The sequence below is a fragment of the Microbacterium algeriense genome (genome assembly GCF_008868005.1).
Taxonomy (GTDB): Bacteria; Actinomycetota; Actinomycetes; order Actinomycetales; family Microbacteriaceae; genus Microbacterium; species Microbacterium algeriense.
In genome coordinates, this window is sequence record NZ_WAAO01000001.1 from 173,829 (window position 1) to 199,850 (window position 26,022).

The following is a 26,022-nucleotide window of genomic DNA, read 5'->3' on the forward strand; positions in this document are numbered from 1 at the left end:
TCAGGGACCCTCAGCCAGATGCCCAGCCTGATCACGCAGGTGAAGAGCAAGCTCTTCATCCACTCGACGCGCAAGTCGCTGCATGCGCTCGACGGCGCCTACGCGTCGCTCCTGCACGGGCGAAGCCTCGACTTCGAAGACCTGCGCAAGTACGAGTACGGCGATCAGGTGCGTGACATCGACTGGCGCGCGACCGCCCGGCTGGGCACCCCGCTGGTCAAGCGCTCCCGCGCGACACGCATGCACACGGTGCTGTTCGTCGTCGACACCGGTCGGTCGATGAACGCCCTCGCCGCCGACGAACGCTCGAAGAAAGAGCTGGCGATCCTGGCGACGGGTGTGCTCGGCGTGCTCACCCTGCGCCACGGCGACGACTTCACGACCGTCTACGGCGACGCCGCGCGCGTCCGCCGCCTCGCCCCCGGACGCAGCGAGGGAGCGCTCGAGCACGCGCTGCGGACGATCGACCGCGCGATCGACGAGAGCGCCGCGCCGAGCGACCGCGACGCCCTGCTCTCCTTCGTGACCCGCACCATCTCGCGGCGCATGATCGTCGTGGTGGTCACCGATGAGGCCCCTGTGACGGAGCAGACGGAGAAGATGCTGCGGCGACTGCGCGTGCAGCACGACGTGCTCTGGCTCACTTTGCGCGACGCCGACCCGGTGCTCGACCACCGCACGGGACGGATGCGCGCCGACGCGGACAGCCGCTGGCAGGTGCCGGACTTCGTGCAGGGCGACCGCGGCATCGTGCAGGAGCTGACGGCACAGCGCGAAGCGGATGCCGCCCGCCTCGCCGAGCTGCTCACCCGCATGGAGATCAGCCACTCCTCCCTCGACGGGCAGGACGACGCCGTCGCGCAGCTGCTGCAGCTGCTGAATCGGAGGTCGAATGCCCGGCTCTGACGAGCTCTATCCCCCGGCGCAGTACAGCTGGGGATGGATGCTGCTCGCGATCGGCATCCTGATTCTCCTCGTGCTCGGGGCGTGGCTGCTGATCGCGCTCACGCGCCCCCGCCGTGTGCTCTCCGTGCCGGACGCGAACGCCGGGCACTCACGGCTCATCATCGATGTGCTCTCCCAGCTGCGGACGGAGTATCTGGGGAGGATCCAGCAGATCGAGACCGACTACCGGGAGCGCCGGCTGTCCGCTCGACAGGCGAACCTCGACCTGAGCCGGGTCGTGCGCACCTTCGTCAACGAGTACAGCGGCCTGGAGGCGCCGGTCCTCGCGCTGGACGACCTCGTCGCCCGCGGTGTCCATCCCGCCCTGATCGACGCGATGAGTCGGCACTACTACCCGAGCATCTTCCGCCAGGGCCCCGCGATCGATCCGATCGCCGGCGCCGAAGCCGCACGGACGGTGGTGCGGGCATGGCACTAGCGAACACCTGGATGCTGATCGTCGCCGGCGCCGTCGTCCTGATCGCCGTCGCGGTCGGGCTGGCCCTCGGCCTCCGGCGCGGCGGGCGATCCTCCGGCGGCGACGCGGCCCGTGTCGCGCGTGCCGAGCGTGTGCGCACTCTGCCGACCTTCCGCCGGGCACTCGCTCAGCGGGCGGTCGCCCTCTCCGGCATCCTCGCGCTGGCCGTGGTGGCGTCGGTCGTCGCCGGGGTGGTGGCGGCCCGCCCGATGTCCGCGCAGACGATCCAGCCTGTCAACACCAGCCGCGACATCATGCTGTGCCTCGACGTGTCGGGATCGATGTCCGAGGTCGACGTCGAGGTGCTCACCGTCTTCGACGAGCTGCTCGACGACTTCGAGGGCGAGCGCATCGGCCTGACCATCTTCAACAGCTCACCCGTGCAGATCTTCCCGCTGACCGACGACTACGACTTCATCCGGGAGCACCTGGAGAGCATGACCCGGAGCTTCGACTTCACCGACCGCGTCCCCGAGCACTGGGTGGGAACGCTGAACGGCGACGGAGCCTCCCTGATCGGCGACGGTCTCGCCTCGTGCGCGATGGGCTTCGACCACCCCGACGACGACCGGTCGCGGTCGGTCATCTTCGCCACGGACAACGAGGTCAACGGCGCCTCGATCGTGACCCTCGAGGAAGCGGCGGCCTATGCCGCATCCCGGAACGTGCGCGTGTTCGCGCTGAATCCGGTGCAGGGCAAGGATGCGGCCGTGAGCGCCGAACTCGCCAGGGCGGCCGAAGCCACCGGGGGCGCCGCCTTCGGGCTGCGGGATACGACGACCGTCTCGGACATCGTCTCCCAGGTGCAGGAGCAGGAGGCGACCGAGCTGCGTGGGGAGGCGCAGGTCGTCTGGACGGACACCCCGAACCTGTGGATCGTCCTGCTGTCGGTGTGCCTCCTGGGGTTCGTCGTCGTGCTGTGGAGGGTGCGCCTGTGATCCTCCAGCCCGTTCTGAATCCGCTGCTCATCGCCCTGCTGTGCGTCCCGGTCGTCGCGCTCGCGATCTGGGTCCTCGTGCGTACGCCGCAGCGCGCCGGTGGGCGCGTGACCGACACGCGGACGCTCGCTGGGCATCGGGCTCTCTGGGCGCTGCGCGTCCTGCTGGTGCTCGCATGCGCCCTGCTGCTGCTGCGTCCCGGCATCCCCGGTGGTGCCACCCAGACGCTCGCCACCGATACCGACATCGTGCTCGTGGTCGACACGACCGCCAGCATCGTCGCCGAGGACTGGGGCGACGGCGAACCGCGGCTCGACGGCATCCGAGAGGACGTGCGGGCCCTCGTCGCGGAGTACCCCGGCGCGCGGTTCGCCCTGATCACGGCCGATGCAGCGGCCGAGCTGCGGATGCCGCTGACCACCGACACCACGGCGCTGATGGGGTCGCTCGAGGTGCTGCGCCCGGAGGTCACGAGTCAGTCCCGCGGCAGTTCCATCGGGGTGGCCGCTCCTCTGCTGGAGGAGACCCTCGCCTCTGCCGCCGAGTCCTCGGGCGACCGCTCGCGAATGGTGTTCTACTTCGGCGACGGGGAGCAGACCGACGGCTCGGCGCCGGCCGCGTTCGGTGCGAGCGAGAGATACACCGACGCCGGGGCGGTGTTCGGCTACGGCACGGCCGAGGGCGGGCGGATGCGCATCACGACCGGCGGCGTCGCCGAGGGCGGCTCCGAGTACATCCAGTACCAGGGTGCTGATGCGCTGTCGGTGATCGACGAGGGGAATCTGAAGATCATCGCCGACCAGCTCGGCATCGTCTACGAGCACCGGACGGCCGACACCGCGCCCACCCTTCCCGAGGCGCCATCGACCACCACCGGCTATGCCGAGGCCGGCGAGGTCGGAAACGTGATGGAGCTCTCCTGGCTCGTGGCTCTCGTGATCCTGGCGATCCTCGGATTCGAGCTCGCGCGCGCCACGCTGCTGATCGCGCGCCTGCGCGGGCTCCGTGCCCCGGTCCGGAGCGACGGCTTCCCGGACGACCGGACGAGGGAGCGAACGTGACCGACCTCTCCACCCGGGCCGACGCGAGCACCGCCGCACCCCTGTCGTCCGAAGCGGCCGCCCAGCTGCTCCGGTCGAACCGCCGCCGACGCCGCATCCGCCGATGGGTCGCGATCGGGACGCTCCCCCTGACGCTCGCCGCCCTGTTCTTCGTCGGGAAGCTGCTCAGCATGTACGCCTTCGCCCATCAGTCGATCACCGCGTATGTGATCGACGACTTCGCCGGTTCCGAGGGCGCGGCCCGCGGCCAGGAGTTCCTGAACTGGTTCGAGCCGTACAAGGCCCCCTTCAACATCGGCACCGCACTCGGGGCGGCGGAGCAGCTCCCTCAGGCGCGCGCGAAGCTCGAGGAGTCCTTGGACCTCGCCACCGGGCTGGAGGTCTGCGGCGTGCGGATCAACCTCGCCCTCGTCGTGGAGCGGATGGGTGACGCCGCGCGCGCCGACGGGGACGGCGCGACGGCAGCACAGCTGTACGGAGAGGCGTTGACCATCACCGTCGAGACTCCCGAGGAGTGCCGCAGCGACGAGGCGCAGCAGCAGTCCTCCGATCCGCAGCGCGACATGTCCGACACCCTCGATGGCAACGAGGACCGCCTGAAGCAGAAGCAGCAGGAACAGGAGCAGCAGCAGCAGCCGGAGGAGCAGCCCACCCCGCCGGAGCAGGAGCAGCCCTCCGAGGACAAGCTGCGCGACCTGCAGGACAAGCTCGAGCAGGGCACGCAGGAGCGCGACCAGCAGCGGGGCGACGAGCCCGGCGGCACGGGGACGGACAAGCCATGGTGATGGATCACGAGAAGCAGCGGTCCCGATACATCGCCGGGACCGAAGGCGCCCCGCCGGTTCCCCCGCCCGGCGGGTATCGCGGTGCACGGAGGCAGACCACCCCTGCTCCCGCTGCTCCCGCTGCCCCCGCGGTCGCGACGGCAGCACTCGCGGAGGGCCCTCGAAAGCCGGCGAACGTCCTCGGCTGGGTGGCCCTCGCTGCCGCCGTCCTGTTCGCCCTGGTGCTGTTCGGCGTGTTCTTCGCCGGCGGCACGGACACCCTGTACGGCATCACCATGCTCGCGCTGCAGCTGGTCGTCGTCGCGACGGTCATCGCGGCCCTCCTCTCTCCGCGCGGCCGCAGGCTCGGCGCGATCGCGCTGATCGTGACGATCCTGTTCAACGTGGCCACGGTCGGCGGGATGAGCGCCCTGCAGACCTCCGCATCGGGCAACTACGAAGGGGCGAAGACCGCCGAGCAGAAGCACGCCGAGGCGTACCCCGGGATCAAGGGCGAGGACCCGCAGGAGGCTCTCTCCCAGCAGTCGTTGGAAGAGGTGCGTGCGCAGTCCGACGCCTTGTTCGCCGACATCCGTGCGCGTCTCACCGCCGAGTTCGGCTACACGTGGACAGAGGTCGGAGACGAGGACCTGCGCCCGGAGCGGAACGGCTACGGCGGGGAGTCGATGCTCATCGAGTACACGTCCACGGCGTGGGCGACGAACGAGCCGGTTCAGGGCTACGACCGCAAGCTCGAGGTGATGGCCGCGATCAGCGAGGAGGTCGTCGCGCACGGGCTCTGGGACCTTTATTCCTTCAACGACCCGACGAACTCCGGCATCGACCCCTCCATGATCGCGAAGCTCTACGGCAGCGACGACCCGCGCACGCAGACGACGTGGGAGTACTACACCGAGAACTTCCCCGATCCGATGCGCTTCTACGCCAACATCTACGACCTGTCGAACGACAGGGACGGCGGCTTCCGGACAGCGCGCGAGGCGCAGAGCGCCCGCACCGGGGAGCCGATCGAGGGGCTGCAGCTGGTGGCCGTCGCCAGCGGCGTGCTCAGCGAGGCCGACCGCGCGGAGTTCGAGGAGAGGCTGCAGGACTACCCCGGGTTCGAGTAGGCCGCGGCGGATCAGGGCGTCAGGATCCGAGGCTCCGCAGCATCCGGGCCAGCACGTACCGGGCATGCCCACGGGATGTCCGGGGGTCGTAGCCGAGGGTCTCCGCGAGCACGGTGAGCCGCTCCTGCACGCTGGAGTGATGTCGTCCGAGTCGCGCGGCCGCCGCCCGAACGCTCCGTTCCTCGGCGACCGCGTCGAGAAGCTCGCGACTGCGATCATCGAGGGCGCCCAGAATCACAGCATCCGGGTGGGTCGGTCCGGATTCCGCGATCTCCGCGACGAGCAGAAGGGCGCCGAGGTCGGCGGCGTCGACGACCGGCTCCGTCGGGCTGGTCAGCCGCACGGCCACCAGGGCCGCAGACCACGATCCCGGGAGCTGTTCGCCCGGGCCGAGCGGCCCGATCCCGAGGCGCAGGTGCTGCTGCTCCGGCTCCGGCCACGCCTGCAGCGCGTCCGTTCCCGCGTCCAGGATCGTCGCCCGCGTCAGCCCGTGGCGGGTGGCGACGACCGCAGACGGGTACTGAGGCAGGGGCGCGGGATCCGGCGGTGACGCGACCACCCGCAGCGGGCCGGTGGAGAGCCGCAGACGAGGGAGAGCTGCCGCGCGCTCATCCGCTCCGGCGTATGAGCTGATGGCGAGTTCCACCGCGCTCTCCGGGCCGATCGAGCGGCGGGCGCGGATGATGCCCAGCGCCAGGCTGAGCCGCTCGAGGATCATGGCGTCGTTCGTGTGGGGCGTGCCCTCCCGTTCGATCCAGACGACCGCCGCCGGACCGCTGTCCCGCATCGGCCACGTCACGGAGGGCTCGGCCGGATCGATGCGCACGCCGTCCGCGCGCACCCGCATGACCTGACCACCGTCGCGCTGGCCGACGGTCGCCCCGCTGAGGACGGCCGCTCCCCGCAGCATGCTCTCGACGCCGACGGATCGGGCGACGAGGGCGTCGAAGTACGTGACGACTTTGAGCGTCTCGCTGGCATCCGGGTCGAGGGCGGTCAGACGCCCCAGCAGATCTTGCATGTCGGGCTCCATCGCACGGGGATTCCACCCTACGGGGTCGCCGCCCACTCCACCCGTCGATGGGACGGGTGGAGTGGAGCGAGGGGCGCGTCAGGAGAGCAGGCGGTTCATCCAGTTGTCGCGGGCCGCGAGCATGGCCTGGGCGACGGCGGTGTGCGGGGCGAACATGTCGAAGCCGTGGAAACCGCCGGCCCACACGTGCAGCTCCGCCTGCACCCCGGCCTCCCAGAGTCTCGAGGCATAGGCGACGTCCTCGTCGCGGAACACCTCGGCGCTGCCGCAGTCGATGAACGCGGGAGGCAGTCCGGGCAGGTCCGTGGCCCGGGCGGGAGCGGCGTAGATCGAGACGTTCTCCGTCCCCCGGCGCTCGCCCAGCAGCGCCGTCCACCCGGTGATGTTCGAGCCTCGGTCCCATACCCCGATCCCGTCAATCTGGCGGGTGGACACCGACTCGTCCCGGTCATCGAGCATCGGATAGATGAGCAGCTGCCCGACGAGCTCCGGGCCACGACGATCGCGAGCCAGCAGGGCGGTGCCCGCCGCGAGCCCGCCCCCGGCACTCGCGCCGCCGATCAGCAGGCGGGAGAGGTCGATGCCCAGCTCATGCGCGTGCTCCGCGGTCCAGACGAGGCCGGCGTAGCAGTCCTCCACCGGGTACGGATCGGGGAACTCCGGTGCGAGCCGGTACTCCACCGTGACGATCACGCCGTTGAAACGCTCAGCCCAGTCCAGGAAGCCGACCACGCCGAGCCAGCGGTTGCCGATGATCATGCCGCCGCCGTGCGTGTGGAAGAACCCCGGGCCCGTCCCCGTGCGCCCTTCTTTCTCGATCACGGTGACGACGATCTCATCGCCGTCGTGGCCGGGGATCGACACGTCGCGGTAGGAGAACCCGCGCTCCTCGAGCGCCGCGAAGATCTCATCCTCTCCCCCGACCGGCGATTGCCGCAGCAGGGGGATCATCTCCGCCGTCAGAGTGGAAGGCATCTGGTCTCCCACGAGGGCCAGGGCGGCCTCCAGCTCGGGGTCGAAGGGCGGGCGGGCCAGGGTCGTGTCAGTCATCGGAACTCCTTTGTCCACGGGTGTCTGGGCCGCCAGCACGGCGGCTTCCCGCCAGCATCCTGCACGCCGCTACCGAGGATAACCCGCCAGTCGCGCCCGATTCCGCGCCTCCCGTCCGCCGAGTGGCGGGCGGTGAGAGGATGACGGGATGCGGCAAGGGGCGGTCGGTCAGGTGCGGTCGGTCGTCCGCGACGGCAGGCGGCTCGTGGAGAAGCGCCTGTCGGATCCGGCGCGGCACGACAACGAGGTGCGGGCGCTGCAGGCGCTGGTCGGCTCCGGTCTTCCGGTGCCCGAACTGGTCGAAGAGCATCCGGGCACCATCCTGATGACGGAGCTTCCGGGGGCGCGCCTCGACGACCAGGATCCGGTCGCTCGGCGCGAGGCTCTGCGGGCCTCGGCGCAGCTGCTCCGCGGCCTGCACGAGGCGGAGCCGCCATCCGGACTGCTGCCGCCACCCGACGACGCGGCGATCATCCGCCGATACCGCGCCGCCGACGCCCCGCCCCTGCCGCTGGTCATCCCGTCCGCTTCGGGACTCGCCTTCTGCCACGGCGACTGGACAGACGGGAACCTGCTGTCGGTGAAGGGTCGCATCACCGGAGTCGTGGACTGGGAGGCCGCGCATGTCGGAGATCCTCTGCGCGAGCTGTCCAGAGCCGCGTGGGGCGCCGGCCGGAAGGACCCGCTCTCCGCCGACGCGCTCATCGACGCCTACGGTGCGGACCCCGTACGGGTTCGCGCCTGGTACCCGATCCATGCGGCCGAGTTGTGGCTCTGGTTCGCGGAAGCCGGACCTCCCGCCTATCTCGCCGAGCTCACGGCCGACCTGCGGGCCGGGCGGATCTGACGACGCACTCCGCGGCGGCGACCCCATCGCCGGACGCCGGTGCGCTGGGTACACTGGCGCCAGAGGGAAGGAGCGCGCGAATGATCCGAGTGCTCGATGAACAGCAGTCCTACGATCTGCTGGCCACGACGACGGTGGGCCGTGTCGGATTCGTCGATGACGGGCGTGTGCAGATCTATCCCGTGAACTTCGCCGTCTCCGGGCACGATCTGCTGTTCCGCACGTCGCACGACGGGCTGCTGGCCACCCTGACGCTCGAACCGATCGACGTCTCGTTCGAGGTGGACTATCACGACCCGCTCGGGAACACGGCGTGGAGCGTGCTCATGCACGGCACCCTGTCGCGCGTCCCCGACGAGTACGCCGGCGATGTCGCGGCCCGCGTGAACCCGTGGGCTGGCGGGGACCGGAACCTGGCCCTGTCGTTCTCGATCCAGAGCATCGAGGGCCGGGCCGTGCGCCGCGAGCCGTTCCGAGGGAAGACCGCCGACCCCGAGGGGTGACCTCGCCCGGCTGAGGTCACGGGGGCTCCGGAGCCGTGTGCTCAGGAGGAGAGCGCCAGTCCCGCGGCGAGCGCGAACCCGAGCACGGTCGCGAGTCCGGTCGACTCCTTCGCCTTCGACTGCGCCTCCGGCACCATCGAGTCGACGAGCATGACCAGCAGCGCCCCGGCCGCGAACCCGCTCGACGCCGAGCGGAAGTCATCTCCGGTCACGCTCGCGAGCGCGAACCCGGCCACAGTGGCCGCCGCGCACAGCACCGCGACCCCGGCCCACAGCATCAACACCCGCGACTTCGCCATGCCGCCGTCGAGCAGGTCGGCCGCCGAGCCGATCGACTCGGGCAGGTTCGACACCAGGATCGCCACCACGAGCGCGATGCTGACGGGTTCGCCGGAGGCGAGGCCGATGCCGAGCACCAGCTGCTCGGGGATGCCGTCGAGCAGCGCGCCCACGGCGAGCTGACCTCCGCCGGCCTGCTCCTTCTCCTTCGCGGCGCGCGCGTCCAGGATCCGGTCGGCGATGTAATAGCTGATCGCTCCGGCGGCGACACCCAGCACGAGCGGGATGGGACCGGCGAGATCCAGCCCCTCCTCCCACAGCTCGAAGGCGATCGAGGCCATGAGCGCGCCCGCGCCGAAGCCCAGGACGATGCCGAGCCACTTCGGCGGCCACTTCCGCAGCAGGGCGAGCACGGCACCGACGAACAGCGGTGCTGCTGCCACCGCGCCCCACAGGATCGCACCGCCCATGTCAGACCTCCGTGCGCCTACTCTCCCACCTCTCACGCCGTTCTCCCGTCGCGACCCCGGCGACGGAGTCGTGTCGTGCATCCCTCGGCGCGTCGCACGTCGACCCGAGCGCGGCCATCGATACGTGCTATACCGTGCCTACCATTCGAATGGTAGGCTCGTGGCATGCGCGCAACCATGGACAAGGCAGGGCGAATCGTCATCCCTGCTTCGCTCCGGGAGCGCGTCGGTCTCATCCCCGGCCCGGTCGACCTGATCCTGGACGGCAACGGCATCCGGATCGAGATCGACGCACCGGACAACCTCATCGAGAAGGATGGGCGCCTCGTCATCGCGTCCTCCGGCGCCGCGCTCACCCCCGACGACATCCGCGAGCTGCGCCTTGCCGACCAGCGCTGACCTCGTCCTGGACACGAGCGCAGCCGTCGCTCTGCTCGTCGAAGACAGCACGGCCCATCTCGCGGTTCGTCGCGCCTGCGCGGGTGCCGTCCTCGGTCTCTCCGGACACGCCTCCGCGGAGACCTACTCGGTGCTGACGCGCCTTCCCGGCGACAATCGCCTGACCCCTTCGGCCGCGGCGCGCGCGATACGAACGGCGTTCCCCCGGTCGATCGCCCTCTCGGACGAAGCGGCACGCGGCGCTGTCGATGTCCTCGCCGAAGCGGGGATCTCCGGCGGCGCTGTCTACGACGGCCTCGTCGCGCTGTGCGCTCGATCCGCTGGAGCGTCCCTCGTCACGTGCGACCGTCGTGCCCTGGGCACGTACGCGGCGCTCGGCGTCGACGTCGTCCTGGTCTGATCCGGCAGAAAGCGACACGCCGCCCGCGGATAGACTGGGAGTCATGTCCAAGGTCCTCCAGTCCCTGCCCGTCGGCGAGCGCGTCGGCATCGCCTTCTCCGGAGGACTCGACACCTCCGTCGCCGTCGCGTGGATGCGCGAGAAGGGCGCCGTGCCCTTCACCTACACCGGCGACCTCGGCCAGTACGACGAAGACGACATCGCCTCGATCCCCGGCCGCGCGCTGGAGTACGGCGCCGAGGCGTCGCGCCTGATCGACTGCAAGACCGCCCTGGTCGAGGAGGGCTTCGTCGCCCTCTCCTGCGGCGCGTTCCACATCCGCTCCGGCGGCAAGACCTACTTCAACACGACGCCCCTCGGCCGCGCGGTCACCGGCACCATGCTCGTGCGCGCCATGAAGGAGGACGGCGTCGACATCTGGGGCGACGGCTCCACCTACAAGGGCAACGACATCGAGCGGTTCTACCGCTACGGTCTGCTCGCCAACCCCCGCCTGCGGATCTACAAGCCGTGGCTCGACGCCGAGTTCGTCACCGAGCTGGGCGGCCGCAAGGAGATGAGCGACTGGCTCGTCGCCCGCGACTTCCCGTACCGCGACTCCGCCGAGAAGGCGTACTCGACCGACGCGAACATCTGGGGCGCGACGCACGAGGCGAAGACGCTCGAGCACCTCGACGTCTCGCTCGAGACCGTCGACCCGATCATGGGCGTCAAGTTCTGGGACCCCTCGGTCGCGATCGAGACCGAAGACGTCAGCGTCACGTTCGAGGGCGGACGCCCGGTCGCGATCAACGGCGTCGAGTACTCCGACCCGGTCGCGCTGGTCATGGAGGCCAACACGATCGGCGGGCGCCACGGCCTGGGCATGAGCGACCAGATCGAGAACCGCATCATCGAGGCGAAGTCGCGCGGCATCTACGAGGCTCCGGCCATGTCGCTGCTGTTCATCGCCTACGAGCGCCTGGTCAACGGCATCCTGAACGAAGACACCCTCGCGACGTACCACGAGCAGGGTCGCCGCCTCGGTCGCCTCATGTACGAGGGACGCTGGCTCGAGCCGCAGTCGCTCATGCTGCGCGAGTCGATCCAGCGCTGGGTCGGCCTCACGATCTCCGGAACCGTCACGATCCGCCTGCGCCGCGGCGATGACTGGACCATCCTCGACACCGTGTCCCCCAACCTGTCGTACGGGCCGGAGAAGCTCTCGATGGAGCGCGTCGGGGATGCCGCCTTCGGTCCGGTCGACCGGATCGGCCAGCTCACGATGCGCAACCTCGACATCGCCGACTCCCGTGCGCGCCTGGAGCAGTACGCGGGCCTCGGCCTCGTCGGCGGCGCGACGGGTGAGCTCGTCGGTCGCGTGACGGCGGGCGAGGCCGCCGAGATCACCGAATCGGTGCACGGCTCGATCTCCGAAGCGGATGAGACCCTCGCGGATGCCGTGGACACGGCCTCCGAGGGCGCGGCGTTCGACTCCGGCACCGACTGATCGGTCGTCCCCCTGGCGACCAGCGGCCGCCTGGGGAGCCGGCTCAGTCGGCGTGATCGATGACCCGGGGAAGCACGTCGTCGACGAGCGTCACGATGGCCGCGCAGGTCAGCGTCTCGTCGCGCTCGCGCACGGCGTCGCCGATGGCATCCGCGCATCTCCGACTGTCGTCCCAGTCGCGGGCGTCGCGTGTGTGCTGCGCGATGCGGCCGATCTGCGGTCCCAGGATGTCGATCACGGCGACGCGCATGACGTTGCCTTCGATGCGCGCGAAGCCCGCCGCGAGCGCGCGCAACGCGAAACAGAAGGCGGAGGCGTCGCGGTCGGCGGCCACGTCGGACAGATCCTCGGCGAGATCGACGAGATACGTGACGTCGTCCGCGGCGAGGAGCGGCATCGCGTGGCGCACCGATCCGATCCACACGTCGCCGAAGAGAGCGACCGCATCCCGGACGCGGTCCAGGTCAGGCGGCCCGCCGGCGAGCTTCGGATGCCGTCCGGGCACGGCGTTGAGACGAGCCAGTTCATACCATTCGACCAAGGCGGTCCCCCCACCACTCCATTCGGTCGACGCTCCCTGACCCCGCCGCTTCTGTCGGCGGATCCGACGTGACCTCGCTGTTGCGCCGTGCGCAACGCGTAACATTACAGCTCGCCTGCTCAAGGAATCCTGTGAGCCCGACGGTTATCTTGCACACACCTGTGCATGATAGGTATCATCGGGACATGACCACTCGCGCACCCCGCCGCGACGCCGTGGAGAACCGCGCCGGCATCCTGTCCGCCGCTCGCGCGACGCTGGCACTCGACCCCTACGCCTCGATCGATGTCATCGCCCGCAGTGCCGGCCTCTCCCGCCGCACCCTCTACGGCCACTTCGATGACCGCGAGGCCCTGATCCGCGAACTCATCTCGAGCGGCGCGCAGCGCTTCAACGCCATCGCCGCCTCGATCGACGACGCCGACTCCCGGCTCGCCCTCGCCCGTCTGGCCGCCCTCCTCTGGCAGGAGGCCGCTCACGTGCAGCTCGCCGCCGCGCTCGCGCTCGACGAGGCACACCTCGAGCACACGGCGACCGCCCTCGCCCCGCTGCGCCGGACGGTGGCGGGGCTTGTCCGACGCGGGCAGGACGACGGCAGCTTCCGCACCGACCTCACCGCACCGACTCTCGCGCGCCTGATCGAGGAGATCGCCCGAACGGTCATCTCCCGGACGGATGCCGCCAGCAGCGGCGCGGCGAACCTCGCCGTGCGCGCGGTACTGAGCATCGCCGGGCTGTCCTGGCGTGAGGCAGACACGCTCCTCGCGGCGCACCCCGATCTCGGCGCGGTCACCGAGACACCCGAACCCACACCGGAGGATCGCGCATGAAGATCGCCCTGCAGGAGGTGAGCAAAGGCCGCAACGGCCAGGCGCTCCCGCTGACATCGCTGGAGTTCCACACCGGATCCGTTCGGTTCGCCCTCGCCGAGACCGAACAGCGACCCACGGTGCTCGGCCTGATCGCCAGTGGTCGGATGCGCCCCGACTCCGGTCGCGTCAGCATCGACGGCAGCACCGACACCAAAGCTCTGCGGCGCCGAGTGGCGCTGGTCGATGCCCCCGACGTGAGCGACCCGCACCCGGACATCGCTCTCGCCGGCGTCGTCGGCGAGGAGCTGATGTTCGCCGGGGTCGGAGCCACTCCGCTGCACGCCCGCCGCTGGCTGGCCCAGCTGGGCTACGCGGAGCTCGCGTCCGTGCCGATCGGCAGCATCGACCCCGCCGCGCGCGTCCGCATCCTGTGCGAGCTCGCCATCCTGCGCGAAGGGGTCGACGGCGTCGTCCTGGTCTCCCCCGACCGCCACGGAGGCAGCCCAGACGGCTGGTGGCGCATCGCCGGCGAGTTCGCCGACCGCGGCTACGCGATGCTCGTGATCGTCGGCGGCTCCGCTGCCGTCGCCCTGGAGCGGATGCACGAGTTCGACGCCGTCAACGCCTCCGGACCCGTGGAGCCGCTGGCCCTCGAGCCCCTTCGACAGGCTCAGGGACCCACCGAGGACTGGGTCGCTGAGCCTGCCGAAGCGCCCGAACCCACCGAGGACTGGGTCGCTGAGCCTGCCGAAGCGCCCGAACCCACCGCCCTTCGACAAGCTCAGGGACCCACCGAAACGGCGGAACCCGAGAACTGGGTCGCTGAGCCTGTCGAAGCGCCGGGACCCACCGACACCAGGGTCGCTGAGCCTGTCGAAGCGCCCCGCACGGACGAGAACAGAGAGGCGCGATGAAGGTTCCCGCCATGATCGCCGCGGAACTGCGGCGCCTCACCGCGAGCAAGATGGGCATCCTCGCGCTCGTCGCGCTGATCTGCGTGCCGATCCTCTACGGCGGTCTCTACCTCTGGGCCAACCAGGACCCGTATGCCAAGTTCCCCGACGTGCCGGTGGCGCTCGTGGTCGACGACGAAGGTGCCCCCGCCCCGACCACGGGCACCGAGCCGGCCAACGGCGACACCGTCAACTACGGCGAGGACGTCGCCGAGAACCTCATCGAGGGCAACGCGTTCGACTGGCAGCGGATGTCGGAGAAGGAAGCCGCCGAGGCCCTGCGCACGGGCTCGGTCGACTTCACCGTGACGATCCCGACCGATTTCTCCGCCGCCCTGACCTCCGCCGCCGGGGACGATCCCCACCAGGCCCGCATCGAGCTGGAGACCAACGACGCGAACAACTACCTCGCCTCCTCGATGGGAACGCAGGCGGTCGAGAAGATCCGCAGCTCCGTGGCCGAGATGGTCGGCAGCGAGGCGGCCGAGCGCCTGCTCACGGGTCTCAGCGACGTGCGCGACAAGCTCATCACCGCGACGGACGGGGCTTCGCAGCTCGCCGACGGCGCCGGATCCGCCGCGTCCGGCAGCTCGACGCTCGCCGACGGCACCGCCCAGCTCGCCGACGGCACCGCGCAGCTCGCCGCCGGTGCGCAGACGCTCGCATCCGGCGCCCAGCAGGTGAGCGCCGGGAACCGGCAGCTCGCGGATGTGGCCGACCGCGCCGGCTCCGCGGTCCAGCAGGCGACGGACGCGCTGCCGCAGGTGCGCACCGACATCGCGAACGCGCTGACCGAACAGGGGCTGACCCCGGAGGAGATCGATCAGGTCCTCGCGAAGCTCGACCCCCTCGGCACCCGTCTGCAGGAAGGCAACGCGCAGGTGCAGGGCACCGTCGGGAAGGTCGATCAGCTGGCCGACGGCGCGGCCTCCCTCGCCGCCGGCGCCTCCGACCTCGCGACCGGCGCGGGAACGGTCGCTTCGGGCGCCTCCGCCGCGAACGACGGCGCCGCGCAGCTGCGGGACGGATTGGCGACCCTCGCCTCCGGCACAGCCGAGCTGCGAGACGGTCTCTCGAACGGCGTCGACGCGATCCCGGCGTCCACGCCCGAGCTGCGCTCGCTGCAGGCCGACACGATCTCCGACCCGGTGAAGGTGTCGAGCGACAAGGTCGCGTCCGCTGAGGACTACGGCGCCGGACTCGCCCCCTTCTTCGCGGCCCTGTCCGCATGGATCGGCATCTACGCGCTGTTCCTCATCGTGAAGCCGATCTCCCGCCGTGCGATCACCGCGCTGCACTCCCCGATCCGGATCACGCTGGCCGGCTGGCTGACGCCCGCGATGCTCGGCGCCGTGCAGATGCTCGGGCTGATGGGCATCCTCGCGATCACCCTCGGCTTCACGTTCGACCACCCGCTCGGCACGCTGGGCGTCATGATGTTCGCCTCGGCCACGTTCGCCGCGATCATCCTCGCCCTCAACGTCTGGCTCGGCTCGGTCGGACAGTTCCTCGGGCTGGTGCTCATGGTGCTGCAGCTGGTCACGGCGGGCGGCACCTTCCCGTGGCAGACGCTGCCCGCACCGCTCGCCGCCCTGCATCACGTGCTCCCCCTCGGATACGTCGTCGACGCGATGCGGCAGCTCATGTACGGCGGAGACTACGCGCGTGCCGGCTGGGACCTCGCGGTGCTCGGAGCCTGGCTCGCGGGCGCACTGCTGCTCGCGATGATCGGGGTGACCAGGATGACCCACCGCCGGACGCTGCGCGACCTGCAGCCGAGCCTGATCGGGTGACGATCCGAGCGCTCGTCGAGGATGAACCCGCGGCGAGCGCTCGGACGGATATGATGCGAGGGCGCGACCCTGAAACGCGCACTGGGGCTCGGTGGGACTGAGTCCCACCTGCTACCCGAAAGAGTTCTCGACGATGATGACCGATTCACCGGAGTCCGCCGCACCCTCGCGCCCCTCACTGGGCGTCCGCATCGGACGCATCGCCTTCCTCGTGGTCGCCGGCCTCGTCGTGATCGCGGTGGCCGCGGCGTTCTTCGTGACCTGGACGATCCAGCGGTCGTTCCCGCAGACGGCGGGCTCCCTGGAACTCGACGGTCTGCAGGCCGCCGTGACGGTGCAGCGCGACGACCGCGGCATCCCGACCATCACCGCCGACTCCACCGACGATCTCTTCTACGCCGAGGGCTTCGTGCACGCGCAGGACCGGTTCTTCGAGATGGACTTCCGTCGTCACGTCACGGCGGGCCGGGTGGCGGAGATGTTCGGCGAGTCGCAGGCCGGGACCGACGCCTTCCTCCGCACGCTCGGCTGGCGCAAGGTCGCCGAGGCCGAGGTCGAGGCGATGGACGAGACGACGCTCAGCTACTACGAGGCCTACGCGGCGGGCGTCAACGCGTACCTCGCGTCGCGATCGGGCGCAGAGCTCTCACTCGAGTACGCCGTGCTCGGTGTGCAGAACCCCGACTACGCCCCCGAGCCCTGGGAACCCGCGGATTCCGTCGCCTGGTTGAAGGCGATGGCATGGGACCTCCGCGGGAACATCGAGAACGAGACCGAGCGGTCGCTCCTGGCCGCCGAGCTGAGCGGGAGCGAGGACTCGGCCGCGACCGCCGACCTGCTCCGCAAGCTCTACCCCGACTACCCGTTCGACGAGAATCCGGTGATCGTGCCGAAGATCTCGACCGTGCCCGCGCTCGGCACGGACGTCGAGCCCGCCGCGTACACTCCCACCGACGCAGAGGGCGAGGTGCAGCAGGCGTCGACCACGATCGAGTGGCAGGAGACCTCGAACGTGATCGAGGCCGCCAGCGCACTCGTGGGAGACGTCGGTGAGGGCATCGGCTCGAACTCGTGGGTCGTCTCGGGAGCCCTGACCGAATCCGGGATGCCCCTGCTGGCGAACGACCCCCACCTGGGCGCCTCCCTCCCCTCCGTCTGGTACCAGGTGCAGCTGAAGTGCTCGACGGTCGACGAGGACTGCCCGTTCGACGTGGGCGGCTTCTCGTTCTCCGGCCTCCCGGGGATCGTGATCGGCCACAACCAGAAGATCGCCTGGGGGTTCACGAACCTCACGACCGACGTCACCGACCTGTATCTCGAGCGGGTCGAGGGCGACTCTTACTGGCGCGACGGCCAGCTGCTCCCCCTCGTGGAGACCACCGAGACGATCAAGGTCGCCGGCGCCGATGACATCGACCTCACCATCCGCTCCACCGTGCACGGGCCCATCATCTCCGGCCTCACCGACGACTTCACGGCGATCGCCGATGATCCGGATCCCGCACTCTCCGCCGAAGACGGGACCCCCGCGCCGACACCGCCGGGGGACGACGACACCGAGTACGCGGTCAGCCTCCGGTGGACGGCGCTCGACCCCGGCACGGCCGCGACGGCGATCTTCGCCCTGTCGACAGCACAGGACTTCGACGACTTCCGCCTCGCTGCGTCGCTCTTCGACGTCCCGGCGCAGAACCTGATCTACGCCGACACCGAGGGCAACATCGGCTACCAGACCCCCGGTCGCCTGCCGATCCGCGGGGCCGGCGACGGGTGGATGCCCCAGCCAGGGTGGGACAGCAGCTACGACTGGACCGGCTTCATCCCGTTCGAGGAGCTCCCGGTGGCGTACAACCCGAGCTCCGGCTACATCGTCACCGCGAACAACGCGATCGTGACCGACGACTACGACCACTTCCTCTCGCGCGACTGGGACTACGGCTACCGCGCGGCGCGCATCGCCGATCTGCTCGAGCGTCGTTCGGCGGCGGCACCGCTCACCGCCCAGGACATGCGCGACATCCAGATGGACGACGAGATGTGGATCGGCAAGCAGCTCGCTTCCGCGATGGCCGACGTCGACGTCTCGGGTGCGGGCCCGAAGGAGGCCGTGGACCTGCTGCTCGCCTGGGATGCGCAGAACACCGCCTCGTCGCCTGCCGCCGCCTACGCGAACGTGCTGTGGTCGAACCTCGTGCAGAATCTGTTCGCCGAACGGGATCAGCCGCTCCCCATCGACGGCCAGGGGCGGTTGTTCACCGTCGTCGGCGACCTGCTGGACGACCCCGCCGATCCGCTGTGGACCAACGCCCAGCTCGATGTCTCCGGCATGGAGGAGGTGCTCGCGCTGTCAGCCGAGGAGGCGTACGACGAGCTCGCCGCGGTGCAGGGCACGACGACGGCCCGGTGGAACTGGGGCGACCTGCACGCGATCACCCTGACCAGTGACACGCTCGGGTCCTCGGGGATCGCCCCGATCGAAGCGCTCTTCAACCGCGGCCCCTTCCCCGTGGGCGGGGGCGCCTCCGTGGTGAACGCCACGGGCTGGCAGCTCGGCACCTCCTACGCCACGACCACGGTCCCGTCGATGCGGATGGTCGTGGACCTCGCCGACCTCGACGCCTCGACCTGGAATCACCTCACCGGAGCCTCCGGACACGCCTTCCACGAGCACTACACCGACCAGACCGCGGACTGGCTGGTCGGCGACCAGAAGTCCTGGGCCTTCTCCGACAAGGCGGTGAAGGCCGCGACCGTCGACACGCTCACGCTGACGCCGGCGGGCTGAACGCAGGTAGGGCTCGCTGAGAGAACGCCGCAGGATGCTCGGCTAGCGTGGAGGCGTGCCATCCAGCTATCTCGCCCCGAAGGGCACCCCGGTCACCCTGTTGGAGTTCGAGCACGGCGGCGCCACGCTGATCGCCGAGACGTTCGGGGACGGCCCGCACACGTACCTGCTGCTGCACGGGATCGGCATGGGACGGAGCGTCTACCTCGACATCGTGCAGCGACTCGAAGGACGGGTGATCGCCCTGGACCTTCCCGGGTTCGGCGAGGCTCCGGAGCCGACGCGCACCCTGACGATGGAGCGGCACGCCGACCTGGTCGCGGCCTACCTGAGGCACGTGGACTCCGGCCCCGTCGTGGTGATCGGCCACTCGATGGGCAGTCAGATCGCGGCTGAGCTCGCCGCCCGGCAACCGTCCCTCGTCGAAGGGGTCGTCCTGGCCGGGCCGACCGTCAACAAGGCCGCCCGCAACATCGGGGCCCAGGCACGGTATCTGCTGATCGACCTCATCGGCGAACGTCCCCTCGTCATCTGGCGCGGTGCACGGGAGTACCTCCGCGGCGGCCCGCATCTGTTCCGCAAGATGCGGGCGACCATCGTGCACGAGCCGGAGGACGCGTTCGTGCGCATCGACTGCCCCGTGCTGGTGCTGCGCGGAGAGGACGACCCGCTCGCCCCCATGAGCTGGTGCCAGGAGATCCTCGATGCGATCCCCGGAGCCGATCTCGAGGTCATCCCCGACCACGGACACGGCACGCTCATCAGCGACTCCGAGCCCGCGGCGCGCCTCATCCACGAGTTCGCCGCCCGGCTCTGATCCGCTCCCGCACCGCGCCAGGTCAGGCAAGCGTGTCGAATCAGGCGCTTCCTTCACAGGATGGCCTGATGCCGCGGGAGCGCCTGATCTCGGCGGGCGGGAGGAGGGGTCAGCCGGCGGCGGGCGGGGTCTGCTTCGACTCGGCCAGCTCGTCGACGACGAGTCCACGCTGCTCGATCGTGCCGTTGCGATACGCCTGACGCCCGACCATGTGCGCGGAGAGCGGCGCGGTCGCGAACTGCATCAGCACCACGGGCGTGACCAGCGCCAGCCCGAACAGGATGCCGCCGACCGAGCGCTGCGACAGTGCGATCGCGATGCAGATGAGCAGCAGGCCGAGGACCTGGGGCTTGGTCGCCGCGTGCAGGCGGGTCGGCACGTCACGGAAGTGCAGCAGACCGACCGACGCCGACAGGCACAGCACCGCCCCGAACAGGATGAGGATGAGCACCGCCGCGTCGATGACGGGGTCGGGGATCATGAGACCGAACACGTTCATGGTGTCGTGTTGTCCCTTCTCGCGACGAAGCGGGCGACGCCGATCGAGCCGAACACCCCGACCGCGGCGATGATGAGCAGCACCGGGATGTTGCGGGTGTGTCCGTTGATCGCCATCTCCGCGCCGAGGACGCACATGACCTCGGTGAGCAGCACGTCGGAGGCGACGGCGCGGTCGAGGATCGACGGGCCGCGCACGATGCGGATCAGGGCGAGGATCGCGGCGATGCCGAACACCACGAGGATCACCAGGAGCAGGATGTTCATCGGGCACCGCCCTTCGTCGCGTGATCGGACCCGGCGCGCTGGTCGGCCTTGAGGGCACGGTACTGCGCCGGGTCGCCGAGCGCACGCACGACGCGGCGCTCCCAGCGCAGGATGCCCTGGCGCTGCTTCTCGACGTCGTCGCGGTTGCGGACGCCGATCACATGCAGGTACAGGATGCGACGGTCGCGGTCCGTCTCGACCACCAGCGATCCCGGGATCAACGACGACACCACGGCGACGTGCGTCATGACCAGGTCGTCGGCGTAGCGGAGGGGGACGGCGATGATCGCGGTACCGGGCTGGCGACGGAAGTCGAACACCTGTCGGGTCACGGCGAGCGCGCCGACCACCATGGCTCCGAGGAACTGGACGACGAAGAGCGCGGCGTACCAGAGGTTGATCCGTCCGGACAGGGCCACGGTCGGCAGCCGGAAGACGCGGGTCACGAAGATCGCCACGACGAGACCGGTGAGGAAGGACAGCACGGTGAACTGCGCCCACAGCAGCATCCACAGCACCACGAGCCAGGCCAGGAAGGGCAGCTGCACCCGGATGTCACGCCACAGGTGGCGACGGGTCTCGCGTCTCATCCGCTCACCTCGTCTTCCAGCTGTACGAGGCTCACCGGCTGCAGAAGACCGGCGCCGATGCGGTCGCAGAGGGCGTAGAGCGGACCCGCGAACACGGTCAGGGCGAGGGTCACCGCGACCATCCCTCCGGTCGCGACGGTCATGATGCGCGGGATGCGTCGCCGCTCCTGCTGCTCGTCCGCTGCCGGTGCGTTGCCGAGGTACGAGATGCGGCCTTCCGTCTCGGCGGAGTCCTCCTCCTCGCGCCAGAACGCCAGGTTCCAGGCGCGCATCAGGGCGTAGAGCGTGAGGAGCGAGGTGATGATGCCGCCGAAGATCAGCACGATCATGAGCGGCGTTCCGACGGAGGCCGCCGCCTCGAACAGAGCGAACTTGCCGATGAAACCGGAGAACGGCGGCAGTCCGCCGAGGTTGATCGCCGGCACGAAGTAGAGGATCGCGATCAGCGGCGCGACCTTCAGCAGCCCCTTCACCCGCAGGATCGAGGTGCTGCCCGCTCGACGTTCGACCAGGCCCACCGCGAGGAAGAGAGTCGTCTGCACGACGATGTGGTGGACGATGTAGTAGACCGTGGCGCCGATCGCCGCAGGAGTCGCGATCGCCAGGCCGAAGATCATGTAGCCGACGTGGCTCACGAGTGTGAACGACAGGATGCGCTTCAGCTCGGCTTGCGCGACGGCGCCGAGGACGCCGACGACCATGGTCGCGAGCGCGATGATGAGCAGCAGCGTGTCGATGCTGTTCGAGGCGAAGAGCTGCGTCTCGGTGCGGATCAGGGCGTACACGCCGACCTTCGTCAGCAGGCCGGCGAACACCGCCGTGACCGGCGCCGGGGCCGTCGGGTAGGAGTCCGGCAGCCAGAACGACACCGGGAAGATGGCGGCCTTGATGCCGAAGGCCACCACGAGCATCAGGTGCAGCACCAGCTGCGTCTCCTGCGGCAGCTCCGACATCCGCTCCGCGATCTGGGCCATGTTGACCGTGCCGAGCGCGCCGTAGATCATCGCGATCGAGGCGAGGAACAGGATCGACGAGACGAGCGAGACGACGATGTAGACGGCGCCGGTGCGGATGCGGGATTCGGTGCTGCCCAGGGTGATGAGCACGTAGGAGGCGACGAGCAGGATCTCGAAGCCGACGTAGAGATTGAACAGGTCGCCCGCGATGAAGGCGTTGAAGATGCCGGCCGCGAGGATCAGGTACGAGGGGTTGAAGATCGAGATGGGCGTCTCGTCGGACCCGTCCGCCGCACCTTGGCCGATCGAGAAGAGCAGGACCGCGAGCAGCACGATGCTCGAGATGAGCACGAGCAGCGCGGCGAGGCGGTCCACGTAGAGCACGATGCCGAACGGCACCGGCCAGCCGCCGACCGAGACGGCGAGGGGCGCTCCGGCGTCCACCGCGACCAGCAGGATCGCGGCGATGACCGAGACCGCAGCAAGGGTGGCCACCGTGACGACGACCTGGAGGCGCGCGTTCCGGCCGAAGACGAGCGTGACGGCCGCGCCGAGCAGCGGCAGGGCGACGAGGAGAGGGATGAGGGCGGTCACGAGCGCTCCTCCCCGTCGTCTCGCGATTCGTCTCCCCAGCCGGTGGGGGCGTCGAACGGCGCGTCGTCGTGGATCGCGGGGTGATCGCGCATGTGCAGCACCGTGATGGGCGCGGTCTGCACACCCACGAAGTCGGTGGTCGCCTCGTCGTCTTCCGTCTCGGACTCGTCGTCCATGAGGTCTTCGTCGGCGTCGGTGCGCTCGCGGAGCGCGATGTCGGCCTCGTCGTCCTCGACCGTGTCGGCCTGGCCGAGCTGCCAGGAACGGTAGATCAGCGCGAGCAGGAAAGCCGATACCGCGAACGTGATCACGATCGCCGTCAGGGTCAGCGCCTGTGGGAGCGGGTCGCTCATCTCGCCTTCCGTGCCGAAGAACGGCGCGTTGCCCGGTACGCCCATGACGATCAGGAGCAGCAGGTTCGTGGCGTTGCCGAGCAGCAGGAAGCCGATCAGCACCCGGGTCAGGCTCCGCTCGAGCATCGCGTACACACCGCAGGCGAACAGGATCGCCATGATGACGATCAGGGTGAGGGACACGTCCATCAGCTGCTCCTCCCGCCCCGCGAGAGGAAGCCTTCCGACCCCGGCGTCGTGCGCAGCGCGGCCTGGCGGTCGACCTCGGCCCCGAGGCTGCGCAGCACGTCGAGGACGAGCCCGATCACGACGAGGTACACGCCGATGTCGAAGATGGTCGAGGTGACGAACTCCATATGCCCGATGCCGGGGATCTCCCACTCCCAGAAGGTGCTGGTCAGGGGCGCGACCCCGAAGAACAGCGGGACCACTGCCGTGCCGACGGCGAGGATGAGACCCGCCCCGAGCAGTCGACCGGCGTCCGTCGGCGCGGCTGCGCCGAGCTCCCAACGACCGCCCGCGATGTAGCGCATGACGAGGGCCATGCCTGCGACGAGTCCCCCGGCGAAGCCGCCGCCGGGGAGGTTGTGCCCCGAGAACAGCAGGAAGATCGACACCACGATGATGGTGTGGAAGAGGACGCGGACGATGACCTCGAGCAGGATCGACCTGTTCTCGGGTTTCATCTTCTGCCCGCCGACGAGCCACGCCCGGGGGCTGCTCTCGTTCTCGGACGTCTGGAAGCGGATGCCGTCGGTGGTCTCCACGAGCGGGCGGCTGCGGGCGGCTTTGCGCGTCGCCCTCGGCAGGTTCTTGGTCGCAGCGAGCAGATCGGCGCGGTGCGTCACGAACACGAGGGACGCCACCCCGGTCGCGGCGAGCACGAGCACCGAGAGCTCTCCCATCGTGTCCCAGCCGCGCAGGTCGACGAGCGCGACGTTGACGACGTTCTTCCCGTGGCCGATCTCGTAGGCGAGCTTCGGGAAGGCCTCGGAGATGGGGTCGGCGATGCGGGACTGCGTCGCGACGACCGCGACGAAGGCCATCGTCACGCCGACGCCGATCGCGAGGAGCGCCCGCGGCACCCGGCCGACGGACGCGTTGTGCTCGCCCATCCGTGCGGGGAGACGGCGCAGCACCAGGGCGAAGGTGACCATCGTGACCGTCTCCACCAGGATCTGCGTCAGAGCGAGGTCGGGGGCGCCGCTCGTCGCGAAGAGCACGACCATCCCGAGTCCGGTGACCGAGACCAGCACGACGCCGGTGTAGCGCTTCCGGGCTCGGACGGCGAAGATGCCGGCCGCGGCCATGATGGGCGCGACCACGATCTGCGCCGGGGTGTGCCAGGCCGACAGGTTGTACCGGTCGATGTCGCTCGCGATGAGGGCCGTGACCTCTGCCGCGACGAACACGACGAAGATGGTGCCGACGTACACCGGCAGCGAACCGCGCTGGGTCAGGGTGGTGCTCAGCACCGACAGGCGGTCGACGCCGCGCATCACCAGGTAGTACGCGTCGGCGGCGGTGAACGGCAGCGCTCTCGCCTTGCGGTCCCAACCGGTTCGGCGGCTGAGGAGGAAGATGCCGATGCCGAGCAGGATCGACGCGATGGAGAGGCCCAGCGCGGGCTCGAGACCGTGCCAGAGTGCGAGGTGACCCGGACCCTCGACCGCTTCGCCCGCGTGGTCCAGTCCCGGTGCGGCCGTGATGGCGTATCCCTGCAGGGCGACGTCGAGCGCCGGGGCCCCGATGCCTGCGGCGAGCGTGACTCCGGCGAGGATGATCGGCGCGGAGAGGAAGCCCACCGGCGGGTCGGGCCACGCCGTGTCGGGCTGACGCTGACCGTTCTCGTCGCGCTTCTTCCAGAACGCACCCCAGAGGAAACGCGCGCCGTATGCCGCAGTGAGCATGGATCCGAGGACGACCCCGATGAGAGCGACCAGGCCCCAGGCCGAGCCACCCATCGCATCGTCCAGGAGTGCGGTGAGCGTGGACTCCTTGGCGACGAAGCCGATGGTCGGAGCGATGCCGGCCATGGACGCGACGGAGATGAAGGCCGCCGTCGCCATGACAGGGGCCTGCCGCCCGACCCCGGAGAGCTCGGTGATGTCACGCGTGGACAGTTGGCGGTCGATGACTCCGACGATCAGGAACAGCGCCGACTTGAACAGCGCATGCCCGATGACCAGGGCGAGACCGGCGAGTGCAGCCGCCTGCGTGCCGTAGCCGACCACCACCGCGAAGAATCCGAGCTGGCTGACGGTGCCGAAGGCGAGGATGCGCTTCAGGTCCGTCTCGCGCAGCGCCTGGATGCCGCCGAGCAGCATCGTGAAGATGCCGAGCGAGATGACGATCGGTCGCCAGGTCGCGCTGAACGCGAAGATCGGGGCGAAGCGGGCGATGAGGTAGATGCCGGCCTTCACCATGGCCGCGGCATGCAGGTAGGCGCTCACCGGGGTCGGCGCCGCCATCGCTCCCGGCAGCCAGAAGTGGAACGGGAACAGCGCCGACTTGCTGATCGCTCCGACCAGCAGCATCACGATCGCCGCGTCGATCAGCGGGCCGGACGGCGCGATCTCGAGGATCTCGCGGATGCTCGACGTTCCGGTGTCGACCACGAGGAGAACGACCCCGACGAACATCACGAGGCCGCCGAGGGTCGTCACCAGCAGCGCCTGCAGCGCCGCACGTCGACTGGCCGCGCGGCGGCGGTAATGACCGATCAGGAGGTACGAGAGGATGCTCGTCACCTCCCAGAACATCACGAGCATCACCAGGTCGTCGGTCAGCACCAGACCGTACATCGCCCCGGCGAAGCCGAGCAGGACACCGGCGAACTGCCCGATCCCCGCGGTCTCGTCGAAGAAGTACCAGCGGCAGTAGAGCAGAACCAGCGCTCCGACACCCGTCACGATCAGCGTCAGCACCCAGCCGAGCACGTCCATGTTCATGGACAGGTTGAGTCCGAGCTGCGGGATCCACGAGACCGAGTCGAAGGGCGTGGGGCCGTCCAGCACCTGCGGCGTCATGACGAGGGCGTGCACGAAGGCCGCGGCGGGAACGAGGGCTGCGATGGCGAATGCCTGGGCTCCCAGCCAGCGCACCAGAACGGGCATCAACAGCGACCCGAGAAGGAACACGGCGAGGAGAGTCAGCATATACGCGGCTCCCTAGGGGCTCGTCGGCCGAGAGGCTCAGGCGGGCGGGTGTCCGACCAGTTTACCGGCGCGAGGGGGTCCGGCGGTCCACGGGTTCTCGATCGTGCGAGAGTGGGCGC

At 69.8% G+C, this 26,022-nt stretch carries 26 protein-coding genes; 16 read left to right on the plus strand and 10 right to left on the minus strand.

The window, feature by feature from the left end; genetic code table 11:
* Positions 1 to 18 precede the first annotated feature (18 nt).
* Genes F6A08_RS00800 through F6A08_RS00825 form a run of 6 tightly spaced genes read left to right on the plus strand, consistent with a single transcriptional unit; the run spans position 19 to position 5,316 of the window.
* On the plus strand, positions 19 to 906 hold the full coding sequence (locus F6A08_RS00800) for a DUF58 domain-containing protein (protein WP_017201340.1): 888 nt from the start codon (positions 19 to 21) through the stop codon (positions 904 to 906).
* Entirely contained in the window at positions 893 to 1,384 is a 492-nt protein-coding gene (locus F6A08_RS00805; protein ID WP_151458337.1) for a hypothetical protein, read from the plus strand. Before F6A08_RS00800 ends, F6A08_RS00805 begins: the two co-directional genes overlap by 14 nt.
* Positions 1,375 to 2,361, plus strand: coding sequence for a VWA domain-containing protein (locus F6A08_RS00810; protein WP_225855687.1), 987 nt, complete (start codon positions 1,375 to 1,377; stop codon positions 2,359 to 2,361). The genes F6A08_RS00805 and F6A08_RS00810 overlap by 10 nt, the downstream gene beginning before the upstream one ends.
* On the plus strand, positions 2,358 to 3,422 hold the full coding sequence (locus F6A08_RS00815) for a VWA domain-containing protein (RefSeq protein WP_151458338.1): 1,065 nt from the start codon (positions 2,358 to 2,360) through the stop codon (positions 3,420 to 3,422). Before F6A08_RS00810 ends, F6A08_RS00815 begins: the two co-directional genes overlap by 4 nt.
* A complete protein-coding gene (locus F6A08_RS00820; RefSeq protein ID WP_151458339.1) occupies positions 3,419 to 4,207 on the plus strand; it encodes a hypothetical protein in 789 nt (262 codons plus the stop codon). Before F6A08_RS00815 ends, F6A08_RS00820 begins: the two co-directional genes overlap by 4 nt.
* Positions 4,207 to 5,316, plus strand: a complete 1,110-nt coding sequence (locus tag F6A08_RS00825; protein WP_151458340.1) for a hypothetical protein — start codon at positions 4,207 to 4,209, stop codon at positions 5,314 to 5,316. The genes F6A08_RS00820 and F6A08_RS00825 overlap by 1 nt, the downstream gene beginning before the upstream one ends.
* Positions 5,317 to 5,335: 19 nt before the next feature.
* Here F6A08_RS00825 and F6A08_RS00830 read toward each other — a convergent pair whose 3' ends face one another.
* Together F6A08_RS00830 and F6A08_RS00835 are read right to left on the minus strand one after the other, a co-directional pair.
* The gene (locus F6A08_RS00830; RefSeq protein ID WP_225855688.1) at positions 5,336 to 6,337 is read right to left on the minus strand and encodes a helix-turn-helix domain-containing protein; all 1,002 of its coding nucleotides are present in this window, start codon (positions 6,335 to 6,337) and stop codon (positions 5,336 to 5,338) included.
* Positions 6,338 to 6,427: 90 nt separating this feature from the next.
* Positions 6,428 to 7,399, minus strand: a complete 972-nt coding sequence (locus F6A08_RS00835) for an alpha/beta hydrolase (protein ID WP_151458341.1) — start codon at positions 7,397 to 7,399, stop codon at positions 6,428 to 6,430.
* 148 nt (positions 7,400 to 7,547) lie between these two features.
* On the opposite strand from F6A08_RS00835, the gene F6A08_RS00840 reads away from it, so the two are divergent.
* Positions 7,548 to 8,246: a phosphotransferase family protein gene (locus F6A08_RS00840; RefSeq protein ID WP_151458342.1), complete on the plus strand. Its 699-nt coding sequence runs from the start codon at positions 7,548 to 7,550 to the stop codon at positions 8,244 to 8,246.
* Between the two features lie 80 nt (positions 8,247 to 8,326).
* Positions 8,327 to 8,749: a pyridoxamine 5'-phosphate oxidase family protein gene (locus F6A08_RS00845; RefSeq protein ID WP_017201349.1), complete on the plus strand. Its 423-nt coding sequence runs from the start codon at positions 8,327 to 8,329 to the stop codon at positions 8,747 to 8,749.
* 41 nt (positions 8,750 to 8,790) lie between these two features.
* Here the strand turns inward: F6A08_RS00845 and F6A08_RS00850 are convergent, their stop codons facing one another.
* A complete protein-coding gene (locus F6A08_RS00850; RefSeq protein WP_151458343.1) occupies positions 8,791 to 9,498 on the minus strand; it encodes a ZIP family metal transporter in 708 nt (235 codons plus the stop codon).
* Between the two features lie 165 nt (positions 9,499 to 9,663).
* Between F6A08_RS00850 and F6A08_RS00855 the strand changes: the two genes are divergently transcribed.
* From F6A08_RS00855 to argG, 3 genes are read left to right on the plus strand one after another with little or no spacing between them, the layout of a single operon-like run.
* Positions 9,664 to 9,897: an AbrB/MazE/SpoVT family DNA-binding domain-containing protein gene (locus F6A08_RS00855; RefSeq protein ID WP_026049612.1), complete on the plus strand. Its 234-nt coding sequence runs from the start codon at positions 9,664 to 9,666 to the stop codon at positions 9,895 to 9,897.
* Positions 9,881 to 10,297, plus strand: a complete 417-nt coding sequence (locus tag F6A08_RS00860; RefSeq protein ID WP_151458344.1) for a PIN domain-containing protein — start codon at positions 9,881 to 9,883, stop codon at positions 10,295 to 10,297. The genes F6A08_RS00855 and F6A08_RS00860 overlap by 17 nt, the downstream gene beginning before the upstream one ends.
* Positions 10,298 to 10,340: 43 nt before the next feature.
* Positions 10,341 to 11,786: an argininosuccinate synthase gene (argG, locus tag F6A08_RS00865; protein ID WP_017201354.1), complete on the plus strand. Its 1,446-nt coding sequence runs from the start codon at positions 10,341 to 10,343 to the stop codon at positions 11,784 to 11,786.
* A 43-nt stretch (positions 11,787 to 11,829) separates the two neighbouring features.
* On the opposite strand, the gene F6A08_RS00870 is transcribed toward argG, so the two are convergent.
* A complete protein-coding gene (locus tag F6A08_RS00870) occupies positions 11,830 to 12,327 on the minus strand; it encodes an FCD domain-containing protein (RefSeq protein ID WP_017201355.1) in 498 nt (165 codons plus the stop codon).
* A gap of 185 nt (positions 12,328 to 12,512) precedes the next feature.
* Between F6A08_RS00870 and F6A08_RS00875 the strand changes: the two genes are divergently transcribed.
* From F6A08_RS00875 to F6A08_RS00895, 5 genes are all read left to right on the plus strand, one after another.
* A complete protein-coding gene (locus F6A08_RS00875; protein ID WP_151458346.1) occupies positions 12,513 to 13,157 on the plus strand; it encodes a TetR/AcrR family transcriptional regulator in 645 nt (214 codons plus the stop codon).
* The gene (locus F6A08_RS17570; protein ID WP_192576654.1) at positions 13,154 to 14,053 is read left to right on the plus strand and encodes a hypothetical protein; all 900 of its coding nucleotides are present in this window, start codon (positions 13,154 to 13,156) and stop codon (positions 14,051 to 14,053) included. The genes F6A08_RS00875 and F6A08_RS17570 overlap by 4 nt, the downstream gene beginning before the upstream one ends.
* Positions 14,050 to 15,885: a YhgE/Pip family protein gene (locus F6A08_RS00885; RefSeq protein WP_151458347.1), complete on the plus strand. Its 1,836-nt coding sequence runs from the start codon at positions 14,050 to 14,052 to the stop codon at positions 15,883 to 15,885. Before F6A08_RS17570 ends, F6A08_RS00885 begins: the two co-directional genes overlap by 4 nt.
* A 133-nt stretch (positions 15,886 to 16,018) precedes the next feature.
* On the plus strand, positions 16,019 to 18,670 hold the full coding sequence (locus F6A08_RS00890; protein ID WP_151458348.1) for a penicillin acylase family protein: 2,652 nt from the start codon (positions 16,019 to 16,021) through the stop codon (positions 18,668 to 18,670).
* 55 nt (positions 18,671 to 18,725) lie between these two features.
* On the plus strand, positions 18,726 to 19,487 hold the full coding sequence (locus F6A08_RS00895) for an alpha/beta fold hydrolase (RefSeq protein WP_151458349.1): 762 nt from the start codon (positions 18,726 to 18,728) through the stop codon (positions 19,485 to 19,487).
* A gap of 109 nt (positions 19,488 to 19,596) precedes the next feature.
* Here the strand turns inward: F6A08_RS00895 and mnhG are convergent, their stop codons facing one another.
* From mnhG to F6A08_RS00925, 6 genes are read right to left on the minus strand one after another with little or no spacing between them, the layout of a single operon-like run.
* Positions 19,597 to 19,986: a monovalent cation/H(+) antiporter subunit G gene (mnhG, locus tag F6A08_RS00900; RefSeq protein ID WP_151458350.1), complete on the minus strand. Its 390-nt coding sequence runs from the start codon at positions 19,984 to 19,986 to the stop codon at positions 19,597 to 19,599.
* Positions 19,983 to 20,252 (minus strand): MrpF/PhaF family protein, encoded by a 270-nt coding sequence (locus tag F6A08_RS00905; RefSeq protein WP_017201361.1) that lies wholly within the window; start codon positions 20,250 to 20,252, stop codon positions 19,983 to 19,985. The genes mnhG and F6A08_RS00905 overlap by 4 nt, the downstream gene beginning before the upstream one ends.
* On the minus strand, positions 20,249 to 20,842 hold the full coding sequence (locus F6A08_RS00910) for a Na+/H+ antiporter subunit E (RefSeq protein WP_017201362.1): 594 nt from the start codon (positions 20,840 to 20,842) through the stop codon (positions 20,249 to 20,251). Before F6A08_RS00910 ends, F6A08_RS00905 begins: the two co-directional genes overlap by 4 nt.
* A complete protein-coding gene (locus F6A08_RS00915; protein ID WP_017201363.1) occupies positions 20,839 to 22,392 on the minus strand; it encodes a Na+/H+ antiporter subunit D in 1,554 nt (517 codons plus the stop codon). Before F6A08_RS00915 ends, F6A08_RS00910 begins: the two co-directional genes overlap by 4 nt.
* On the minus strand, positions 22,389 to 22,934 hold the full coding sequence (locus tag F6A08_RS00920; RefSeq protein ID WP_124894472.1) for a Na(+)/H(+) antiporter subunit C: 546 nt from the start codon (positions 22,932 to 22,934) through the stop codon (positions 22,389 to 22,391). Before F6A08_RS00920 ends, F6A08_RS00915 begins: the two co-directional genes overlap by 4 nt.
* Entirely contained in the window at positions 22,934 to 25,903 is a 2,970-nt protein-coding gene (locus tag F6A08_RS00925) for a Na+/H+ antiporter subunit A (protein WP_151458351.1), read from the minus strand. Before F6A08_RS00925 ends, F6A08_RS00920 begins: the two co-directional genes overlap by 1 nt.
* Positions 25,904 to 26,022 lie beyond the last annotated feature (119 nt).

Bases quoted from the DNA above. Each gene is read 5' to 3' on its own strand.
- F6A08_RS00830 (WP_225855688.1), bottom strand. From the start codon at position 6,337: ATGCAAGATCTGCTGGGGCGTCTGACCGCCCTCGACCCGGATGCCAGC.
- F6A08_RS00905 (WP_017201361.1), bottom strand. From the start codon at position 20,252: ATGAACATCCTGCTCCTGGTGATCCTCGTGGTGTTCGGCATCGCCGCG.
- F6A08_RS00805 (WP_151458337.1), top strand. From the start codon at position 893: ATGCCCGGCTCTGACGAGCTCTATCCCCCGGCGCAGTACAGCTGGGGA.
- F6A08_RS00825 (WP_151458340.1), top strand. From the start codon at position 4,207: ATGGATCACGAGAAGCAGCGGTCCCGATACATCGCCGGGACCGAAGGC.
- F6A08_RS00925 (WP_151458351.1), bottom strand. From the start codon at position 25,903: ATGCTGACTCTCCTCGCCGTGTTCCTTCTCGGGTCGCTGTTGATGCCC.
- F6A08_RS00855 (WP_026049612.1), top strand. From the start codon at position 9,664: ATGCGCGCAACCATGGACAAGGCAGGGCGAATCGTCATCCCTGCTTCG.
- F6A08_RS00840 (WP_151458342.1), top strand. From the start codon at position 7,548: ATGCGGCAAGGGGCGGTCGGTCAGGTGCGGTCGGTCGTCCGCGACGGC.
- F6A08_RS00845 (WP_017201349.1), top strand. From the start codon at position 8,327: ATGATCCGAGTGCTCGATGAACAGCAGTCCTACGATCTGCTGGCCACG.
- F6A08_RS00910 (WP_017201362.1), bottom strand. From the start codon at position 20,842: ATGAGACGCGAGACCCGTCGCCACCTGTGGCGTGACATCCGGGTGCAG.
- F6A08_RS00885 (WP_151458347.1), top strand. From the start codon at position 14,050: ATGAAGGTTCCCGCCATGATCGCCGCGGAACTGCGGCGCCTCACCGCG.
- F6A08_RS00800 (WP_017201340.1), top strand. From the start codon at position 19: ATGCCCAGCCTGATCACGCAGGTGAAGAGCAAGCTCTTCATCCACTCG.
- F6A08_RS00835 (WP_151458341.1), bottom strand. From the start codon at position 7,399: ATGACTGACACGACCCTGGCCCGCCCGCCCTTCGACCCCGAGCTGGAG.
- F6A08_RS00875 (WP_151458346.1), top strand. From the start codon at position 12,513: ATGACCACTCGCGCACCCCGCCGCGACGCCGTGGAGAACCGCGCCGGC.
- F6A08_RS00890 (WP_151458348.1), top strand. From the start codon at position 16,019: ATGATGACCGATTCACCGGAGTCCGCCGCACCCTCGCGCCCCTCACTG.
- argG (WP_017201354.1), top strand. From the start codon at position 10,341: ATGTCCAAGGTCCTCCAGTCCCTGCCCGTCGGCGAGCGCGTCGGCATC.
- F6A08_RS00920 (WP_124894472.1), bottom strand. From the start codon at position 22,934: ATGGACGTGTCCCTCACCCTGATCGTCATCATGGCGATCCTGTTCGCC.
- F6A08_RS17570 (WP_192576654.1), top strand. From the start codon at position 13,154: ATGAAGATCGCCCTGCAGGAGGTGAGCAAAGGCCGCAACGGCCAGGCG.
- F6A08_RS00850 (WP_151458343.1), bottom strand. From the start codon at position 9,498: ATGGGCGGTGCGATCCTGTGGGGCGCGGTGGCAGCAGCACCGCTGTTC.
- F6A08_RS00810 (WP_225855687.1), top strand. From the start codon at position 1,375: ATGGCACTAGCGAACACCTGGATGCTGATCGTCGCCGGCGCCGTCGTC.
- mnhG (WP_151458350.1), bottom strand. From the start codon at position 19,986: ATGAACGTGTTCGGTCTCATGATCCCCGACCCCGTCATCGACGCGGCG.